Consider the following 15,788-nt stretch of genomic DNA (forward strand, 5'->3'; position numbering starts at 1 on the left):
GGGGTCAAGGGCGCGGACTCACCGCTCCCTCGTGCGCAGCATCCCTCTACTCCCGGCCATCGTCCTGTTGGTAATCTTCCTCTTGGGCCCCGTCATCAGTTCCTTCTATGGGTCCCTCACCAACGCATCACTGTCAGGAACGGCCGCCCAAGGCGCCTCGTTCGTGGGGTTTGACAACTACCTGACGCTGCTCACAGACCCAGACTTCCCAAAGTCGCTGCTGCTCACACTCGTGTTCCTCGTGGCCTCCGCGATTCTGGGACAGAACATACTTGGGCTCGGTCTCGCGCTACTGATGCGCTCCTCGGGTCGGCTCATACGTGCGCTGGTAGGCACGTTCGTTGTCACTGCCTGGGTCATGCCCGAGATCGTTGCGGCGTTTTCTGCCTATGCATTCTTCAACGACTCCGGGACATTGAACGGCCTTCTTAGGGCAGTAGGAATCACCGGCCCGAACTGGCTTTATGGACTTCCAATGATCGCCATCATTCTTGCCAATATTTGGCGTGGAACCGCGTTCTCTATGCTCGTCTATGCCGCAGCGCTCCATGACGTTCCAGAGGAAATCATTGAGGCGGCAGAGGTCGACGGTGCTCAAGGCTGGCAACGACTGGTCTTTATTACGCTGCCGCTGATTCGACGGGGCATCTCAACGAATCTCATGCTCACAACCCTTCAAACCCTAGCTGTGTTCACGCTGATCTTTGTGATGACTGGAGGCGGTCCCGGAACCAATAGTGCAACGCTGCCGGTCTTAGCCTACCAGCAGGCTTTCCAATTCGGTGATCTAGGTCTCGGGACAGCGATTGCAACCATCATGCTACTGATCGGCGCCGCGTTCTCGATCTTCTACATACGTCTACTGAAACCGGAGGTTGACTGACCATGGGCATGACCTCTCCGAGTCTACGGAGTATGAAAGTCGTCTCCAACACGGTGCTGGCACTCGTGGTCGTCGCGTTTGCGCTTCCCCTCGCCTGGCTCGTTCTCGCGTCCGTCGACACCCGCGCGACTCTGTCGATCAAGTGGCCAGAGAAGATTTCTCTTCAGAACTTCACCGCCGTCTTGACTCCTGAAACCGCCTTCGTTCCTCTTCTGAACAGCCTTGTTCTTTCCGCCGGATGCGCCATAATCACAGTAGTGGTAGCGGTTCTGGCTGCCTATCCTCTGTCCCGGTATCGAATGCGCATTAACAAGCCCTTCCTCTACGGGGTCCTATTCGGCACATGCTTGCCCATCACCGCGATGATGGTCCCGGTCTACAGCCTCTTCGTAGCCTTCAACCTCATCGACTCGACGGCCGGCACGATCTTCTTTCTTGCTGCTACCAGTCTGCCGATGGCCATCTACATGATGAAGAACTTTATGGATGGGGTCCCCATCAGCCTCGAGGAAGCCGCTTGGGTTGACGGCGCCTCCATGATGAAGACCCTCACGCGTATCGTCGTCCCCCTCATGCGCCCCGGCCTTGCAGTGGTATTCATCTTCGTATTCATCGGCGCCTGGGGAAACTTCTTCGTTCCCTTTATTTTGCTGCTGTCTCCTGACAAACAGCCTGCGGCTGTCAGCATCTATTCTTTTTTTGGTCAATACGGAACCATCGCCTATGGACAGCTCGCTGCATTCTCGATCATCTACTCCGTTCCTGTCCTTAGCCTGTACATCTTCGTTTCACGCTTCCTCGGGGGAGGATCCGCACTAGCCGGAGGCGTAAAGGGTTAATCAAAGTCTTGAAGAACCACCCCGAACCCCGAAGCTTGTCAATATGCGCCATATAGGCGCGTACCTCGTTCATCCTGCTAACTCTCTCTCATACGACCACAAACCGATACACAATCGCTCCTACGACTTCCATGTCAAAGGATCTCAAGAGAAAGACATCGTCTTCATGTACCACAGCGCCGAACTCCTCGAAATGCGAATTGACCGCTTCGTAAGGGAACGCCTCCACCCTGCACGTGAACTGGCGAGCGCCCCCGTGACGATTACTGCATGGGAGGCACCGGACGAGCCAGTGCCGTTCCATGCGGTGCCGCTTGATGACTTCGAACCGTTCGAGATCGGCAGTCCATGGGGCAAAGCGTGGGGCACCACATGGTTCCACGTCACCGGTTCGGTCCCGGTTACATGGGATGCCGAAGCCGCAGACGTCGAACTCAAGATCGACTTGGGGTTCTCTTCTGGCCAGCCCGGCTTCCAAGCCGAAGGCCTTGTCTGGTCACCCGAGGGAGAAATCGTCAAGGCTCTGGAACCCCTCAACAACTATGTGCGCCTCCAAGCTAAACCTGGCGATTCGTTCGATATCTACATCGAGGCGGCATCGAACCCCGATCTCGGGTCACAATTTGTCGATTTCAAGCCGTCGGGGCTGGGACGCAAATCGACCGCACCTACCGACCCGCTCTATTCACTGCGACGCATGGCCATCGTCCATAGAGATCGGGAAGTCTGGGAACTGGTAGCCGACATCTGGACGCTACGTGGTCTCGTGGATGAGCTGCCAACCGAGTCCCCGCGCCGTGCCGCGATACTCACCGCTCTTGAGACGGTCGTCGAAGTTGTCGACCCGTTCAATGTTCACGCGACAGCACACAAGGGCCGCGAAGCACTGACCGCCGTGCTGTCATCACCGGCTGCGGGCACAGCTCACACCGTCTTCGCAGTCGGACACGCGCACATCGACTCGGCGTGGCTATGGCCTGTCCGAGAAACGATCCGCAAATGCGCACGTACGTTCTCCAATGTTCTGGACCTCATGGACCAAGACCCGGACTTCAGCTTCGCCTGCTCCAGCGCCCAACAATTCGCTTGGATCCGCGACTCCTACCCCGAACTCTTCGAACGCATCAAGATTCGCGTTGCCGAGGGAAGGTTCATCCCCGTCGGCGGCATGTGGGTCGAATCCGACACCAACATGCCTGGTAGCGAGGCGTTAGCCCGCCAGTTTGTCGAGGGCAAACAATTCTTCATCGACGAGTTCGGAATCAACCCTCGGGAAGTATGGCTCCCCGACTCCTTCGGCTACTCAGGCGCGCTTCCCCAGATCGCGCGCGCTGCCGGAGCGAACTACTTCCTCACTCAAAAAATCTCATGGAACGAGGTGAACCACTTCCCCCACCACACCTTCCAATGGGAGGGCATCGATGGCACCCGCATCTTCACCCACTTCCCCCCGATCGACACCTACAACTCCACGCTCTCCGGAGGGGAACTGGCCCACGCCGAGCGCAACTTCCGCGACAAGCGCTACGCCAATACATCCCTTGCACCATTCGGATTCGGTGACGGTGGTGGTGGTCCCACCCGAGAAATGATCGCTGCAGCCCACCGCACCGCCTCGCTCGAGGGATCACCGAAAGTCGTTCTCGGAACACCCAAGTCGTTCTTTGAAACCGCCGAAGCAGAGTTCCCGAAGCCGCCCGTTTGGGCCGGCGAGCTGTATCTTGAGTTCCATCGGGGCACCTACACATCGCAGGCACGCACGAAGCGTGGCAACCGACGCAGCGAGCACCTACTGCACGAAGCAGAGCTGTGGGCAACAACAGCCGCTATTCGCCTCGGCGCCCGGTACCCCTATGACGAGCTCAAGACCGCATGGCAACTCGTGCTCCTTCAGCAGTTTCACGACATCCTGCCCGGTACCTCCATCGGATGGGTACACGACCAAGCCGTCGCCAACTACACCGACCTAGAGACGAAACTCGGTACGCTGATCGACTCATCGCTCTCCTCCCTCACCGCAGATCAGGACCCCAGCCAGCACGTTCTACTGAACAGCGCCCCGATGGAGATCGACGGCGTGCCAGCCTTTGGCGCGGCAACCATCACGGACAGTGATGGCGTCACCCTCACCCAAGAAGGGGGTGACTACATCATTGACAACGGACTGCTGCGCGTCGTACTCGACGAAAACGGATTGATCACATCCCTCATCGACCTGTCCAACCACCGTGAGACCGTGCCCCCAGGACAGAAATCTGGACTCCTCCAAATGTTCCGAGACACCCCCACCCAATGGGACGCTTGGGATGTCGACATCGAATACCGCCGATCAGGTAAAGACCTGGCGGCTGCCGACTCCGTATCGATCATCGCCGACGAGGCTGGTCGAGCGGCATTGCGTACGGTCCGTACCGCCGGATCATCCACCATCACACAGACAATCAGTCTTTGCGCCGGCCGAAACGCCGTCGACTACGAGACCCACGTCGACTGGCACGAGCGTCAACAGATGCTGAAGTTAGCCTTCCCCATCGATGTCCACACTGCCGCTGCTGCATCCGAAATCCAGTTCGGCCACATTGTGCGCCCCACACACACCAACACCAGTTGGGATTCCGCACGGTTCGAAACACCCGCCCACCGATGGGTACACGTCACAGATGCCACTTTCGGTGCCGGGATCGCGAACGACTCCACCTACGGCCACGACATCACCCGCCATGCACGCGACGGCGGCGGCACCTACTCGCTGGTACGTCAAACACTTCTGAAGGCGCCCCTCTTCCCTGACCCCGAAGCGGACCAGGGCGAACACACGCTACGGAGCGCCATCGTGGTAGGCGGCATCAATGAGGCCATCCGCCATGGCTACCGCCTGAATTTGCCACTACGACAGGTGGAAGGGGCGGCCACAGACAACCTCGCCCCTTTGATTTCCTCCGATAGTGACGCGGTGCTGGTTGAGACGGTGAAACTCGCCGAAGACCGCTCAGGAGACGTCGTCATACGCCTGTACGAGTCGCTCGGTTCACGAGCCAACGCTCGCATCCGTTTCCATTTCCCGCACAGTGCTGTCATTGAAACCGACCTGCTGGAAGAAGAAGTAGCCGCAGTGGCCATAGCGTCGGCCGACGACACAAGTGTCACCATCACCATGCGACCGTTCCAACTCGTCACTCTGCGCGTCACACCTGCATGACAGACAATCCAATGCCCACACTTCACCAGAGAGCAACCCATTCGGGTCTGCTGCACGAGCAGGTGACAGACTGACCTGCCCCACCGTTTGGGTGCCAGATTTCGTAGCTAAGTGGTGCCCTTTCCGAAAGGCTGTCCCACATGCCCGTCTGTATCCTCCGGAGTTCCGGGCCCGAGCGAATCACTATGGTCCGACTCGGCAAGCAGCAGGGCTCGGCTGTGCTGTCCGGCGAGAGAGTTCGGCTCTACCTCTGCGACTTCGAGTGAGGGAGCATCGCCGGAGCGGCGCCGGGGGCCATGGCGCCTGAGGCGTCGCGTCCCGCTCATCACTAACTAGCGCCCATGGACAGTTGCGAATGTCTTGGACTGGGCAGAAGGAGGCTGTCGCGACTGCATCACTATTGGAATCGCGGTGTGGTTGTGATCCCTAGTGCCTCAGCGCCCAATGGAAAGTACACCTCAGAATGAACGCTCAGCCTACAGGTCCGAAGCAGGCCGAGAGTCTCATGAACACGGGTGGCCACGCGCCTAAGCAAGGCGTTTCACCGAGCTGGTGGGGCAGGTCAACCTGACACCAAACCCTGCATCAGTCCCGGACGCTCACGTGCAGCCGCGCCTCCCGCTGGATAGCAAAGGTCCGTCAAGGGCGAACGGCGACACGCCGAGCGAGCTACTCAATGCCGGGGGCGCTGCGTGCTATAAGAGGGTGATAGGCGCAGACGCGCCTGCGCAGGCTGGCGTCTTCACCCGCCTAAGGCTGGAGGAGGTCGTCATGGCCGGAGTGGATTACCACCCTGGACGCACGCAGCACGCTTGCGAGTGCCGTGCACTCGCCGCACGCTACACGCACGTGACTTTGTTGAGCGACATTAACTCCGTGACTGTGCCACGACGGGACCGGTCTGGCCCTCATGGACGTCCGATGGGCCGCGAGCACCGTCAAGGGCAGACAGGCAGGACCCCATGACCCGGAAGGTCTTCACCCGGAAGAAGCAGCCCGCGGACACTCCTCCCCCGGAGTTCATCGAGGTCCCCGCCAACGTGCCCAACAACCTGATTCCCGTCGCCGAGGAGATCTCCCGCGTCGAGGAGAGCGCGCGACACTCAGCCCAGGTGCAGTTCGAGGCCGCCAAGTCCTGGCACTACTGGAACCTGTCGCTCGGCGTACCCGCCAGCGTCTTCGGTCTGCTCGCGGGCGGCGCAGCCTTCACCGAAGCGCTTCCCTCCTGGCTCATCGGCACGGGTGCGCTGATCGGTGCGGCACTCGCTGGCACCATGACCGTCCTCGGCGCCGAGCGACGCGCCACTCGGGCGAAGATCTGCGCCAACACGTTCCACGACATCCAGGACGACGCGCGGCGGCTACTGACCATCGACCTCGCAACCATGAAGCTGGACGAGGCGCACGCCGCGCTCACCTCGCTCTGCGACCGTTACAAGGAGACCCGCCAGACTGCGGATGCCCCGGCACGGAGGTTCTACCAGCGGGCCCTCCGCAACCTCCGCGAGGGGGGCCAGCAGTTCGCCATCGACGAGGCCAAGAAGAACAAGAAAGACTCGGCACCCACCCCCGTGGATCCGCCCGCCCTAGTCCCTATGGACCCAACCTACTCGGCCAACCCCAACAAGGAGAACTGACCATGGCTGAACTCGCCAGCAGCTTCGAGACCGCCCGGTCCAACATCGAGCCCAGCGACGACGACTGGACCAACGCCCCACAGTCGCACCAGGACATCGCCGACATCCTCGGCGCTGACAACACCCTCAACGGCTGGGGCATCAACCCCATCCTCATCGGCTCCTATGGTCGCCAGGTGTCAATCCGCCGGGTGTACGACGTCGACATGTTCTGCCGACTCGATGAGTACCCGGCTGGAGTCGGTGCTGACGAGGTCCTCAACTGCGTGTACGAGGTCTTGGTCGAGACCTACGACGAGAAAAGCGTCACCCGCGAGGACCGCTCCGTCACGGTTCTGGTCCCCGATGCAGACGGCCTCTACGTCGACGTGGTGCCCGCCCGGAAGTCGGGCATGGTGTGGGAGATCCCCACCGAGGACGACGAATGGATCGCCACCAACCCGGTCGAGATGACCGAGCTGAAGACCAAGAAGAACGAGGTGTTCGACGAGATGTACGTCCCGTGCGTCAAACTACTGCGCCAGGCCCGCCGCAACCTCCTGGGGAAGGACAAGCCGGGCGGGTTCGCCGTCGAGATGGCCCTCTACACCGCCTGCGAGGAGGGCTTAGTCACCAAAAACAACTCGATGACCCAGCTGTTCGCCTCCGCAATGGAGGGAGTCGCTGATGTCTTCCGCCGCATCGCCGACGACGGCTTCGCCGTTCCTGATCCATCCATGCCGGGCGAGGTCCTCAAGTTCGACGAGGACGCCGACTTCGACGCCGCCGCCGAGAAGTTCGAGTCTGCGGCTGCGGATGCCCGCAATGCGGCAGACATGAGCGACGACGCGGGCGGCAAGGCGGCGCTTCTTGTGCAGGGCGTCCTCGGGTCTAACGACGACTTCGAGAACGTGTTTCCGATGCCCGCCGGCTACGAGAGCGACGGCAACAAGCGTGCGTCCAGCACGCGCACCTCCGGCGACCGCAGGCCGACCCCGGGTGGGATGCGTTTTGGCTGACCCACCCCGACCTGACGAGGCCCAGGAGCCCGAGGGTTGGGCCGATCACGTCGCGTACATCCGCGAGACGTTCATCAACGCCCTGGTCGGACGAGGCTTCCGGCTGGTGCGCGACAACTCGCGCGGATCATGCAGCGACGCGGAACTGACCGACGGCCAGGCCAGCGTCCTGCTTGAGGACGGCTTTCCCTACTCGGCCCCTCTGGTCCGCACCGAAGTGGCCGTGCCCATGTCCTGGCACCGAGATTCCCTCGGCTTTCTTTGCCTGTACACCAGCCGTGACCACGACAATCAACCGTGGCTTGCGGTCGACGCGTTTCTCGCGCGCATCGAAACCTGGTTCGGAAAAAACGACGCAGGCTGGCCTGACGACCCGCCCGTCTTAGACCTCGAAGCCTACCTTCACCTTCCCGTCGACAAACGGTACGTCCTCTACTCGAGGCTTGATTCCTACACGGGCAAGTACCTGAAGCTGCGCGAGCAGGACGGCCAGATTCAGATCAAAGGCGTGGGCAAGGTCTCAAGGAAAAGCACCAAAGGTCTCCGCACCGGATACGTAGCCGACATCGGCCAAGTGGCAACTCCGCCCGTGAGTTGGGACGACCTCATCGAGAACTTGAACAGCACCCACAAGCTCCGCAGCGCAATTGAACGCGACCGGATCGACGTACTGTTCGTTCAGTACCAACGTCATGACCAGCGTGGAGCAGTAGTGGTGACCTTCCCGCCGACTACGGCTCGCCCCCGTGCCCGCAAGCAACGAGCGACCAACCAGACCACCCGCGTCCCTCACCTAGCGCTCTCGGCCTCTCTCGACGAGTCCGTGATGCGCTTCCGATCAGGCGTCACCGCGTCCGCGCTAGAGGACAAGCATGTCTACATCGTTGGCGCCGGGGCCCTCGGCTCCCACATCTGCGACGGTCTCGTTCGAGCCGGCATCGGCAGGCTGACGATCCGGGACTTCCAGCGGCTGACACCGGGCAACATGACTCGGCACCTCGTCGCAATCCTCGGCTACGCCGGGCACAACAAGGCAGATGCCCTCCAGTCGCTCCTCTCAAACAGGCCGTACAACCGGAGCAAGATTGAATCCGACTGGACCGGGCTTAGGAGCCCCGCAGAGGCGATCCGCGTTCTCCGGAGTCACGATTTAGTCGTGGACGCGACCGCGGACGGCTCGGTGCTCGCGATGCTCCAAGACGCAAGCGTGCTCACCGATTCTCGTTTCGTCACGACATGCCTCCAGAACGATGGCCGTTCGATGCGTGTTGACATCGTTCCCCCTCTGGACGGGGCCGACGCGATCCCTCCAACCGTCCTCAGACCCTCAAGCGCGCCGGAGGTGTTCGAGGCCGGGTGCGGCGAGCCAGTGTCTCCGACGCCGCCACACGCTGTGGCGGAGGCGGCCGCCGTAACAGTCAGGCACCTTGTCGGTCTCCTTACTGGAACTCCCGAGGCGCCAGCTGGCGAGCACCGCGACCTGGGTGAACTGCTGTGAGCGACACCGGGTCTGGATCATCGGCAGCGGCCTTTGTAACGATCAGTCCACAGGCACGCGACGCGCTCACGGTAGCCGCCAGGGCATCTTCGGAGAGAGAGCACGGCGGCATCCTTATTGGCTACCGCGACACCCATGGCATCACGATCGACGACATCATCGAGGTGACCGATACCACAGCGACCCGGACGCGCTATCTGCGGCGCGAGAACCCGGCACGACGGGCGTTGACTGCATACCTAGATCGACCGGGACTCGAGCCGACCCTCGGCTACGTAGGCGAGTGGCACACACATCCGGCGCCGGCTCCGCCCAGCTCCACCGATCACCACGCGATGCGCACCATGGTACGCCGCAACCGCCAGCCTGTGGCACTTGTCGTTGCCGCCCTTCAATCGGACCGCCGAAACGTGCACCTGTACGCGCTCATCAGCAACCCTGAGCGAATCCACTCACGGGTCTTCGGCCAGTTTGACCCCGCCGAGATCAAGATGACTGGGTCTCGTCCCTCAAGCTAGGCATCTTCCACGGATTAATGCTGGGTTCCGCTCATCGGCTCCGGATAGCCAACGGCCCCGCGTCACAGTGGGCGGTATGAGACTTGGTACCCCGTCTGGCGGGTACCTGAACGTCAACGCCACCGGGGTGTAGTTGTCATCTCGGGAGCCTCAGCGCCCAATGGAAAGTACACCTCAGAATGAACGCTCAGCCTACAGGTCCGAAGCAGGCCGAGAGTCTCATGAACACGGGTGGCCACGCGCCTAAGCACGGCGTTTCACCGAGCTGGTGGGGCAGGTCAACCTGACACCAAACCCTGCAGCAGTCCCCTACGATGTTGGGTATTCGGAGGAGTTTCGTTTTATTGCTTGATCGCGTTCCGCTTCAACATCCTGTCCGCGCGTGGGAGCGAACCCCGTTAGTCGACATCGTCGTGATTTTTGATCGCACTGCCGTCGCGGACAATGATGGTCTTCACACAGTCGTAGGCTAGGGGCCCGACCGGACTATGCACTGTCTGGATACGCGCCAGCAGCACCTGATAGTCCTGCTACTCCCGACGGGTCAACGCTCGGTAGCCGCGGCTCAGAAGATAGTGGACGTCGGTCGACGAACGATGACAAGTACAAGTACGAGCAATGCGAAGATCGCTGAGACCGTCGGTAGCCAGGCGAAGGATTGGCCGAGTATGAGTGCGCCGAGGGCTGAACCACTGGCGATGCCGATCTGGACTCCGGTGACGTACACCGCGGAGGCGCGATCGGCGTCTCGTTCTGCGATGCGCATGACGCCGGTCTGGAAGACCGGGCCGGTCGCGGCGAAGGCCACACCCCAAGCGGTAACGGCGATAGCCGCCAAAACAAGCGTGACGATGGCTGGAGCAGGGATCGGGGTCAGGGCGAGTATGACGAGCCCCGCGGTGAAGGTCGACATAGTGAGGATTTCTGCTCGCTGGGGACCCTTGTCGATGTAGCGGCCGATCAGGAATGTGCCGACGGCTCCGGCAATGCCGAAGAGCGTCAGGAACACTGTCTTCGGCCTCGGCGGCTTCGTCGGGAACCTGCTGATCGGCCTGCTCGTCGACAAGCACCTGCGGACCATGCGGCTGATGGTTCCAGCCCTGATCGCTAGCGGCATCGCCGGCCTGGCCGCCTTCCCCGGTTAGACGTGGCTCGTCGTCATCGCCGTCGGCGTGTGGGGGTTCGCGTTCGGTGCGTGGCTGATCGTCGCCGCGACCTGGATGGGACGCAACGCGCCCGAACGTATGGAAGCCGGAGGCGGGTTGCTGGTGGCGGGGTTCCAGCTCGCGATCACCCTGGGCGCCGGGCTCGGCGGTCTTCTGGTGGACGGCGGCGGCATCCAGCTGGCACTGACCATCGCTGTCGGCGCGAGCCTCGTTGGCGGGCTGCTGTTCGGCCTGGTCAAGGGACGAACAGACTCACCGCCCGCCAGCGCGTGAGCGTGCTCAGACGGCGGTCGCGACCGGCGGCACAGCACCGATGCGCCACTGGCTGGGCGTCGACCCGGTGTGGCGGCGAAACGCCCGACTGAACCCGGCCTCGGACTCATACCCCAGACGCCTCGCCGTCTCGGCGACACTCAACTCCTCGTGGACCAGCAGATCGGCCGCGACGTCCATGCGCACAGCGGCCAGGTAAGCGGCGGGCGACTGCTCCATCACGGCGCGGAACCGTCCGGCAAACGCAGAACGAGACATCGCAGCAACACGAGCGAGGCTATCGACCGTCCACGGCTCCCCCGGGTCGGCTTGGAGGGCGTCGAGCGCGCGGACGAGGTGAGGGTCCTTGGCCCGCTGCAGCCAACGCTGGGGGGCGCACCCCAGCTCGGACCACGAGCGGACCGCAGCCGACACGACTGTGAGCGCGATACGACCGCAGATCACGCCGTCTCCTGCCCGGGCAGGATCCGTGGCAAGCCACGGATGACGGGCCATGTTCTCAAGCAGACCGACCACGTTCGGCTCATGATTATCGAACCGCCGCACCACCAACCAGTCGGGCAAAATCTCCACCGACGGTCGCTCCCGAACCGACGGCGAGAAGGCGACGTTGAGCAGCTCGGCCTCGGCCAGTGCGCGCACCTGGTGCCGGCTCCCCCGGGAGAAGAACATCAAGTCACCTTCGACCACCGTTGTGGAGGCCGAGCCGACACGGATCTCAGCTGCTCCGTGGAGAACATAGGTGAAGCCTGCGCCCTCACCCGCAGCACTCAACTGCTCATCGCGGGCCAACCGATCTCGTCGCGCACCGCACAGGTGCCATTCGAGGGCGCCCAGAGCCCGATCGAGAGCGCCATCTACCATCGGAATGCGGCCTGAAGTCGTCAGCACATTCAGGTTGAACGCACAGGCCATTGGTGATATTCCTCAACTCGGAATCCTCGACACATACGTCACCCGTCACCTGTCACCCGTCAAGCCAGTGTGCCGCCGTCGACCCGCAGAATCGTTCCTGTCACGTAGGAGGCTCGGTCGCTCAAGAGCCACGCTGCCGCCTCGGCGATCTCGTTGGGGGAAGCAGCGCGACGCAGCGGAGTGGACGCGACGAGACTGTCGATGATGCCAGGTGAGGCCTCTTCCCATGATCCGAGCGTCTCGGTCGTGGTGGTGCCGGGAGCGATCGCGTTGACCCGGATGCCCTCTGGCCCGTAGGTGGCCGCTGCGGATGCGGTGAGGCTGTTGAGCCCCCGTTTCATCGCACCGTAGGCCGGGAGATCAGGATTGGCCATCAGGGCGCCGATGCTGGAGGTGTTCACGATGGCACCGGTGCCCGAGGTCGCACGAATTGCCGTGATCTCCGCGACCATGGCCAGCCACGGACCCTTGAGGTTGACGGCGTAGATGTGGTCGAAGTCGACCTCGGTCGTCGTATCCATCGGTCCCGGCGGGACGAGAGTGGCTCCATTGTTGAAGGCAATGTCGAGCCGCCCATGAAGCGCCGTGACGTGCTTGACGGCGGCGCTCACGCTTTCGGCGTCAGCGAGGTCGCACAGCACGTAGTCGGCGGTCCCGCCGGATGCCCTGACCTCCTGCGTCACCCTCCTCAGCTCGGACTCCGTTCGGGCTGCGAGCACCACTTTCGCTCCCTCGCGGGCGAACAAGTGCGCTGCGGCCGCGCCGATGCCGCGTCCGGCTCCGGTGATGAAGGCGACTTTGCCGTCGAGCAGGCCGAGGTGGGCAGATGAGCTATGTGCCGATGTCGTGGTCATGTCCTCCATACTCGTGTCGGGCCACAGACATAGGCAGGCACAGCCAGTACCTGCCTGCGACAGGTTCATCGGGGCACACTGGAGCAATGGACCGACTAGAGCTCGCGGACTTTTTGCGCACCAGGCGTGAGCGAATCACACCCGCCGACATCGGCCTGCCGGTCGGAACACGCCGCCGTACTCCCGGCCTGCGCCGCGAAGAAGTCGCACAGCTCGCCTACATCTCCGTCGAGTACTACACCCGACTCGAGCAGGCCCGCGCGCCACACCCGTCGCGCGAGGTGCTCACGGAGCTGACCAGGGCACTTCGCCTCAGCGATGCCGAACGCGACCACCTGCACCAGCTCACCGGCACTCCCCCTGCCCCGGCCCCTGGGCCCTCCCGCGTCGTGCGCCAGAGCATCCTCGACCTCCTGCAACGCCTTCCGCAGGTCGCCGCCATCGTGGTGTCCGCCGACTACGAGGTTCTGGCGTGGAACGATCTGGCGGCTGCCCTACTGGAAGACTTCTCCGCCCTCGCGAGGCGCGACCGCAACCTCATCAGGCGCTCGTTCCTGCATCCCCGCCCGGACGGCAAACGGTTGTATGGCGTGTCCAACGGCGACAAGTTCGCCCGTACCTCAGCTCAAAACCTACGAGTGACCGCCGCTCGCTACCCCCACGACCCAGAGGTGACCAGCCTCGTGACTGACCTCCTCGCCGCCAGCCAAGAGTTCGCCGAACTGTGGGCACAGCACGACGTCACCGCCGTCCCCACACTGTGCAGGACGTTCGAGCACCCCCTCGTGGGCCCGATCGCGGTCAACTGCGACGTCCTCGACATCACCGATCGCGACCAACGAGTCATCATCTACACGGCCACACCCGGGACCCCTGCCGAGGAGGCGATGCGTCTCCTCTCGGTCGTCGGCACCCAGCGGATGGACGCACCACTCTGACCGCATCAGATCAACAATGCACACCTCAGCGGCCGTGCTCAACGGTAGGTGACGGCAGCTCAACAACGCCATAGATCTCATGCCAGCTGCCGGGAGTTCCGCGCACTGAGCGAGCGCAGCAAATGGGATCAAAAAGCCTTGCAACCCATGGGAAACAAGAGGAGACCAGGCCCGCTTGTGGCCACCACAGGAGGACCAGGGAGGCGAAAGGCAGCAACCTCAAAGCCCTCGTTGGTCACGAACACGATCGCCCCTCAAAACAAGTACATCAATGTTTGATACAGTTTTGTCGTGGATGAGAATGCCGTCGGACCGCTTGCTACTTCCATCGAGGACTTCAACTCGGTGTTCATTCGTCTGCCATCGCAGGGGCAACTGAGTTTCTCGTCGCTGTCAGTGCTGCATACGCTTTCGCGCCGCGGTCCGAGCCGGTTGAGCGATCTGGTCGAGAGCGAGCAGATCAAGCAACCCGCCCTGACAGCCGCCGCGGCAAAGCTCGAACGAGACGGGCTCATCACCCGCCACCCAGATCCCGCAGACGGCAGAGCGACGCTGATTTCTCTGAGCAGCGCCGGTGCGGCAATCGTGGCGCAACGACGCAAAGGTCGAGTCGAACGCCTTGAGCAACTCGTCGCACGGCTCACATCCGCCGAACAAGCCCAGTTGCTCTCGATTGGCCCGGTACTTGATGAGGTTGTGCGGCTCTCCCACACAGCCACCCTTGAAGAAGAGGAATAGACAATGAGTGACGCACGCGACGATCTCGAACCGACCCCGATCACCATCAGCGACGAGGTTCTCCACGATCTCCGGTCAAGGATTCGAGCCACATCCTGGCCCACCGACGACGGCAACGACGACGGTCACTACGGCGTCCGCCGACCCCTGCTGCAGGAACTTGCCGAGTACTGGGCCGACGGATACGACTGGCGTGCCGCGGAATGCGCCATGAACACCTACGAGCAGTACCGCGTCGACATCTCAGGGGTTCCGGTTCATTTCATGCGCAAAGCAGGAGTCGGACCAGCACCCATCCCGCTGATCCTGAGCCATGGGTGGCCTTGGACCTTCTGGCACTGGTCGAAAGTCATCGATCGCCTCGCTGACCCCGGCGCATTCGGCGGCAATCCAGCCGACGCCTTCGACGTCATCGTTCCCTCACTGCCCGGGTTCGGCTACTCCACACCAACCGCACCAGACATGAACTTCTGGAAAATTGCCGACGTCTGGCACAACCTCATGACCGGAGTCCTCGGCCACCCGAAATACGCGGCCGCCGGCTGCGACGTCGGGGCGCTCGTCACCGGACAACTCGGCCACAAATACGCCGACGAACTCTACGGAATCCACATCGGGTCCGCCCTGAAACTCAACTTCTTCAACGGCGACCGCGCCTGGGACCTCTCCGGCGGCCGGCCCATCCCCGAAGACATGCCGGCACCACTGCGCGACCGACTGGTAACAATTGAGCGACGAAACGCCGTCCACCTCGCAGCCCACGTCCTGGCCCCAAGCACCCTCACCTACGGACTCTCGGACTCCCCCGTCGGCATGTTGGCCTGGCTCCTTGAACGATGGGACAAATGGTCAGACGACAACGACGACATCTTCACTGTCTTTGACCGCGATGACATCCTCACCCACGCCACCATCTACTGGACCGGCCGAAGCATCGGCAGTTCGGTGCGCACCTACGCCAATAACAACCGCTACCCCTGGACGCCATCACATGACCGTTCCCCCGTCATCGAAGCACCCACCGGCATCACCTTCGTCAACTATGAGAACCCACCCGGAGTCACCACCTCCGAAGAGCGCATCAACTCTTTTCTGAACAGCGACCGAGCCGCCTGGTACAACCACCGCAACATCACCAGCCACCCCAAAGGCGGGCACTTCACCCCCTGGGAAATCCCCGAAGACTGGGCCAACGACCTCGTCCGAACATTCCAACCGCTCAGGACCCCGCAACTTTAGCCTCGCGGCCCCTGCACTCACGATCACTACGCGCAAGAACCCTGATTACCACCTAATCGCCACCTGGCGCTCCCTCTGACGGGGTGGGCGAGA

General features: G+C 62.3%; 15 protein-coding genes. 12 read left to right on the plus strand and 3 right to left on the minus strand.

Going from position 1 to position 15,788, the window contains the following annotated elements; genetic code table 11:
• Nucleotides 1–31: 31 nt before the first annotated feature.
• The 7 genes from EAX62_RS15295 to EAX62_RS15325 all read left to right on the plus strand — a co-directional run bounded on the left by EAX62_RS15295 (nucleotide 32) and on the right by EAX62_RS15325 (nucleotide 9,572).
• Nucleotides 32–883 carry a carbohydrate ABC transporter permease gene (locus EAX62_RS15295; RefSeq protein ID WP_233558002.1) on the plus strand — a complete coding sequence of 284 codons (852 nt, stop codon included), beginning with the start codon at nucleotides 32–34 and terminating at the stop codon, nucleotides 881–883.
• A 32-nt stretch (nucleotides 884–915) separates the two neighbouring features.
• Nucleotides 916–1,722, plus strand: a complete 807-nt coding sequence (locus EAX62_RS15300) for a carbohydrate ABC transporter permease (RefSeq protein ID WP_199711326.1) — start codon at nucleotides 916–918, stop codon at nucleotides 1,720–1,722.
• Between the two features lie 166 nt (nucleotides 1,723–1,888).
• Nucleotides 1,889–4,921, plus strand: a complete 3,033-nt coding sequence (locus EAX62_RS15305; RefSeq protein WP_121902599.1) for an alpha-mannosidase — start codon at nucleotides 1,889–1,891, stop codon at nucleotides 4,919–4,921.
• Between the two features lie 962 nt (nucleotides 4,922–5,883).
• On the plus strand, nucleotides 5,884–6,558 hold the full coding sequence (locus EAX62_RS15310) for an SLATT domain-containing protein (RefSeq protein ID WP_121902600.1): 675 nt from the start codon (nucleotides 5,884–5,886) through the stop codon (nucleotides 6,556–6,558).
• A 2-nt stretch (nucleotides 6,559–6,560) separates the two neighbouring features.
• Nucleotides 6,561–7,556 (plus strand): nucleotidyltransferase domain-containing protein, encoded by a 996-nt coding sequence (locus EAX62_RS15315; RefSeq protein WP_121902601.1) that lies wholly within the window; start codon nucleotides 6,561–6,563, stop codon nucleotides 7,554–7,556.
• Nucleotides 7,549–9,054 (plus strand): ThiF family adenylyltransferase, encoded by a 1,506-nt coding sequence (locus EAX62_RS17345; protein ID WP_121902602.1) that lies wholly within the window; start codon nucleotides 7,549–7,551, stop codon nucleotides 9,052–9,054. The genes EAX62_RS15315 and EAX62_RS17345 overlap by 8 nt, the downstream gene beginning before the upstream one ends.
• Complete coding sequence (locus EAX62_RS15325; protein WP_121902603.1) at nucleotides 9,051–9,572, plus strand: Mov34/MPN/PAD-1 family protein; 522 nt, start codon at nucleotides 9,051–9,053, stop codon at nucleotides 9,570–9,572. The genes EAX62_RS17345 and EAX62_RS15325 overlap by 4 nt, the downstream gene beginning before the upstream one ends.
• A 565-nt stretch (nucleotides 9,573–10,137) precedes the next feature.
• Here EAX62_RS15325 and EAX62_RS15330 read toward each other — a convergent pair.
• Nucleotides 10,138–10,581, minus strand: a complete 444-nt coding sequence (locus tag EAX62_RS15330; RefSeq protein WP_147454132.1) for an MFS transporter — start codon at nucleotides 10,579–10,581, stop codon at nucleotides 10,138–10,140.
• Here EAX62_RS15330 and EAX62_RS16765 point away from each other — a divergent pair.
• Entirely contained in the window at nucleotides 10,559–10,717 is a 159-nt protein-coding gene (locus EAX62_RS16765) for a hypothetical protein (RefSeq protein ID WP_158600701.1), read from the plus strand. The two genes, EAX62_RS15330 and EAX62_RS16765, sit on opposite strands and share 23 nt — an antisense overlap.
• 27 nt (nucleotides 10,718–10,744) lie before the next feature.
• A complete protein-coding gene (locus EAX62_RS15335; protein WP_121902605.1) occupies nucleotides 10,745–11,011 on the plus strand; it encodes a hypothetical protein in 267 nt (88 codons plus the stop codon).
• A 6-nt stretch (nucleotides 11,012–11,017) separates the two neighbouring features.
• Here the strand turns inward: EAX62_RS15335 and EAX62_RS16960 are convergent, their stop codons facing one another.
• Entirely contained in the window at nucleotides 11,018–11,926 is a 909-nt protein-coding gene (locus EAX62_RS16960; protein ID WP_199711327.1) for a helix-turn-helix transcriptional regulator, read from the minus strand.
• Between the two features lie 59 nt (nucleotides 11,927–11,985).
• The gene (locus EAX62_RS15345; RefSeq protein ID WP_121902663.1) at nucleotides 11,986–12,780 is read right to left on the minus strand and encodes an SDR family NAD(P)-dependent oxidoreductase; all 795 of its coding nucleotides are present in this window, start codon (nucleotides 12,778–12,780) and stop codon (nucleotides 11,986–11,988) included.
• A gap of 86 nt (nucleotides 12,781–12,866) precedes the next feature.
• Between EAX62_RS15345 and EAX62_RS15350 the strand changes: the two genes are divergently transcribed.
• The 3 genes from EAX62_RS15350 to EAX62_RS15360 all read left to right on the plus strand — a co-directional run bounded on the left by EAX62_RS15350 (nucleotide 12,867) and on the right by EAX62_RS15360 (nucleotide 15,695).
• The gene (locus EAX62_RS15350) at nucleotides 12,867–13,718 is read left to right on the plus strand and encodes a helix-turn-helix transcriptional regulator (protein WP_121902606.1); all 852 of its coding nucleotides are present in this window, start codon (nucleotides 12,867–12,869) and stop codon (nucleotides 13,716–13,718) included.
• 291 nt (nucleotides 13,719–14,009) lie between these two features.
• Entirely contained in the window at nucleotides 14,010–14,456 is a 447-nt protein-coding gene (locus EAX62_RS15355) for a MarR family winged helix-turn-helix transcriptional regulator (RefSeq protein ID WP_121902607.1), read from the plus strand.
• A 3-nt stretch (nucleotides 14,457–14,459) separates the two neighbouring features.
• Nucleotides 14,460–15,695, plus strand: a complete 1,236-nt coding sequence (locus tag EAX62_RS15360; RefSeq protein ID WP_121902608.1) for an epoxide hydrolase family protein — start codon at nucleotides 14,460–14,462, stop codon at nucleotides 15,693–15,695.
• Nucleotides 15,696–15,788: the final 93 nt, after the last annotated feature.

Source organism: Tessaracoccus antarcticus (genome assembly GCF_003688855.1).
GTDB lineage: Bacteria > Actinomycetota > Actinomycetes > Propionibacteriales > Propionibacteriaceae > Arachnia > Arachnia antarctica.